The sequence below is a fragment of the Pseudomonas shirazensis genome, from assembly GCF_014268785.2.
GTDB lineage: Bacteria > Pseudomonadota > Gammaproteobacteria > Pseudomonadales > Pseudomonadaceae > Aquipseudomonas > Aquipseudomonas shirazensis.
On record NZ_JABWRD020000014.1, the window covers coordinates 1 to 421 of the forward strand.

Sequence of the window (421 nt, forward strand, 5' to 3'; positions counted from 1 at the left end):
GACTGCTCCATCCCGCGTCAGTGGGGCGCATTCTACGCATTACTGGCACGAGGTCAAGTCTTCAACGCTGATGCAGCGTAAATAACTTAAAAAGCACAATGCGCAGACGAAAAAAATGGCCGCTGTTTTCACAGTGGCCATTTTTTCTGTTTGGTTGCGGGAGCCGGATTTGAACCGACGACCTTCGGGTTATGAGCCCGACGAGCTACCAGACTGCTCCATCCCGCGTCTGTGGGGTGGACTATACCCTGATTCGCGCTGATGTCAAGCTTACCCTTTGATTTAGAACAAATTATTTCAGGACAGCTTTATTTGAAGCAAAGAAAAAGGCCACTGTTTGCACAGTGGCCTTTTCTATATTTGGTTGCGGGAGCCGGATTTGAACCGACGACCTTCGGGTTATGAGCCCGACGAGCTACCA

Annotated in this window: 1 tRNA gene; it reads right to left on the minus strand. The window is 50.1% G+C overall.

Annotated elements, in window-relative coordinates:
* Positions 1–151 precede the first annotated feature (151 nt).
* A tRNA-Met gene (locus tag HU736_RS21675) sits at positions 152–228 on the minus strand.
* Between the last annotated feature and the right edge of the window lie 193 nt (positions 229–421).